The following is a 2,753-nucleotide window of genomic DNA, read 5'->3' as shown; positions in this document are numbered from 1 at the left end:
GGGGTGCTGTGTTCCGCGCCGCCTCTCCCTCCTCCCGCCCCCGCCGCCCCGGGCGGCGTGGGGGGGGGGGGCCGGGGGGGGGGCGGGCCCCCCCCCCCGCCCCGGCTCTTCCTGTTCACGGGTCTGCAAACCGGACTGGCTCAGCCGGGTGGCACGATCCAGCGCTGTCGCAGGCCTGGTGCGGCGGCAGCGATGTCCGCGAAATCGCGGTCGTTGTGCACCAGCACCGCGTCGTGGTGGACAGCCACCGCCGCGATGATCAGATCCGGCAGCGGCTTGCGGCCCATCCCCCGGTCGAACAGTTCCTCCTGCAGGTCGACGGCTTGCACCAGCACCGCGTCCGTGGTCTCCAGCCAGACGCAGTGCTCGCGCAGGTACGCCCTGAGGATCTTGTGCTCAGCCCTGTTGCGCGCCGAGTACAGGATCTCCAGTTGCACCACGGCACAAGTCGCGAGCAGGCCGGTCACGGCCAGCGTCTCGAACGCGCGACCCGCCTTCTCATCGCGTCGCGCCAGCTCGTGGGCGGACTTGTCGGCCAGGAAGAGCATCAGCTCCGCCACGCCTGCGAGCGAGCCTCCTCGGTCAGGTCGAGATCACGCAGCAGCTGCAGATACTCCTCGGTACGGCGACGAGCCGCGGCAAGCCGCAGCGCTTCGTTCACCGTGGCCACCTTCGTCGTCGTGCCCAGCTCAGCCGACGCCTCGGCCAGCGCCTTGTCGTCGATGTCGATCACCGTGCGCATGAGCCCTCCCCAGTTTGATATCAAATCCCCCCGGATAACGATATCAACCGCGGAAGATGGCCGCCAGCACGTCGATCGCACGATCGAGGCCGGCGTCGTCGACGTCCAGGTGGGTGATGAGGCGGCCGGTACGCGGGCCGAGCGCGCTGACCAGCACACCCTGCTCGCGGGCGCGGGCCGCCAGGGTGGGGGCGTCCAAGGCCGTCTTGGCCAGGTCCAAGATGACCAGGTTGGTGCGCACCCGGTCGAGGTCCACGATGCCGAACGGGGCCAGCGCCTCGGCGAGCCGTCGCGCCCGCACGTGGTCCTCGGCCAGCCGCTCCACGTGGTTGTCCAGCGCGTAGACACCCGCCGCGGCGAGGATGCCCGCCTGGCGCATCCCGCCGCCCATGCGCTTGCGGATCCAGCGCGCCTTGGCGATCTTCTCGGCGCTGCCGACCACCAGCGAGCCGACCGGCGCGCCCAGGCCCTTGGACAGGCACACCGACAGCGTGTCGAACAGCGCGCCGTACTCGGCCAGCGGCACCCCGTCGGCGATGTGCGCGTGCCAGATCCGGGCCCCGTCGCAGTGCATCGCGATGCCCGCGGTGTCGGCGGCCTCGCGCAGGGCGCGCAGCGTCTCCAGTCCGATGACGACGCCACCGGCCATGTTGTGGGTCTGCTCGACGGCGATCGCCCTGGTCGGCACGGCGTGGTAGCCGTCGGGGCGGATCATCGAGGCGACCTGTTCCACGTCGATCGCGCCGCCCGCGAAGGGCCAGGTGCGGCTGGAGATGCCGCCGATGGCCGCGGCCGCGCCGATCTCGTACGTCACCACGTGCGCGTTCGCGTCGCACAGCAGCTCCTGCGCGGGCGGCACGATCAGCTGCAGCGCGATCTGGTTGGCCATCGAGCCGGTCGGGGCGAACAGCGCCGCCTCGTGCCCGAACAGCGCGGCGACCTTGCGCTCCAGGGCGTTGACGGTCGGGTCCTCGGCGTACACGTCGTCACCGACCTCGGCGGCGGCCATCGCGGCCCGCATGGGCGCGGTCGGCTTGGTGACGGTGTCGCTGCGAAGATCAACCAGTTGCGTCATGCCTCGTTCCTACCGCATCGGACCGTGCTGCCGCCGGGCGGCCCGGATCACGGGACAGCGCCACCGGGCGATTGTTCCTATCCTGCGTGCTGTGACCGACGTCCCGGCCGAAAACGGCCCACTCCCGCGAGCCGGCGCGCCCGAACCGGATGCGCCCGAGACCGACTTCGGGTCCTTGTCACAGGAGCCCTTGTCGCCGGAGGCCCCGTCACGGCAGGGGCGACGGATCCGATCGCGAACGCTGCTCATCGGAGCCATCGTGGTGGTGCTCACACTGATCGGCGTTGTGGCCGGACGGCAGGTCACGGCGGCGCGTCAGGCCCAGCAGTCCCAGCGGCCCACACAGACCGAGGCCGACGGCTACCGGCTGGCGGCGGGCAGCCTGAGCGGCGGTTCCCAGCACGAGGAGCACCGGGCCGGCGGCGTGACCGAGCTGCGCTTCACCTGGGACCCGGCGGTCCTGCACCGCTTCTACTTCCCCATCGCGAACCCCGGCCCGCACCCGGTCAGGATCGAGGAGCTGCGGCGAGACCTGGACAGTTTCACGATCGTGGACGTGCATGTCATGTTCCCAGGCGGGAAACAGCCGTTCCAGCCGGTCGTCATCACCGCCGGTGGAGACCTGAACCTGGTGCTCACGGTGCGCACCGACGAGCCGCCCGCACCCTGCGCCCGGACCTGGATCGAGAGCCTGCCGGTGCGCTACACCGTGCTGGGCGTCTCACGATGGGAGCAGGTGCCGACACCGCGGGTGATCGGCTTCGCATCGACGGCGAAGGCCTGCTGAGGTCGCGTGGCTCACGCTTCGGCCGTGCCTGGTGATCGCCGTTTCCGGTCATGATCTGCGCGCCCCAAAAACCAGATAAATTACCGCGAACCCCCGCAAGTGGGGTTCGCGGGACAACCCCCGCGCCAATAACCGACCACGGCTGGCCC

Annotated in this window: 4 protein-coding genes; 1 reads left to right on the top strand and 3 read right to left on the bottom strand. The window is 70.8% G+C overall.

Annotated features, from left to right (window positions below):
• Positions 1–140 precede the first annotated feature (140 nt).
• Genes AB0B66_RS32985 through AB0B66_RS32975 form a run of 3 tightly spaced genes read right to left on the bottom strand, consistent with a single transcriptional unit; the run spans position 141 to position 1,817 of the window.
• Positions 141–560 carry a PIN domain-containing protein gene (locus AB0B66_RS32985; protein WP_360537356.1) on the bottom strand — a complete coding sequence of 140 codons (420 nt, stop codon included), beginning with the start codon at positions 558–560 and terminating at the stop codon, positions 141–143.
• Complete coding sequence (locus AB0B66_RS32980; protein WP_360537354.1) at positions 548–742, bottom strand: type II toxin-antitoxin system VapB family antitoxin; 195 nt, start codon at positions 740–742, stop codon at positions 548–550. The genes AB0B66_RS32985 and AB0B66_RS32980 overlap by 13 nt, the downstream gene beginning before the upstream one ends.
• Before the next feature lie 43 nt (positions 743–785).
• The gene (locus AB0B66_RS32975) at positions 786–1,817 is read right to left on the bottom strand and encodes a GntG family PLP-dependent aldolase (RefSeq protein ID WP_360537352.1); all 1,032 of its coding nucleotides are present in this window, start codon (positions 1,815–1,817) and stop codon (positions 786–788) included.
• 259 nt (positions 1,818–2,076) lie between these two features.
• On the opposite strand from AB0B66_RS32975, the gene AB0B66_RS32970 reads away from it, so the two are divergent.
• Entirely contained in the window at positions 2,077–2,604 is a 528-nt protein-coding gene (locus AB0B66_RS32970; RefSeq protein WP_360537350.1) for a hypothetical protein, read from the top strand.
• The last annotated feature ends 149 nt before the right edge of the window (positions 2,605–2,753 follow it).

The organism is Catellatospora sp. NPDC049111 (assembly GCF_040648615.1).
Classification (GTDB): Bacteria; Actinomycetota; Actinomycetes; order Mycobacteriales; family Micromonosporaceae; genus Catellatospora; species Catellatospora aurea.
Note: the sequence above shows the minus strand (reverse complement) of the source record. Positions and strands in the feature narration are given on the sequence as shown.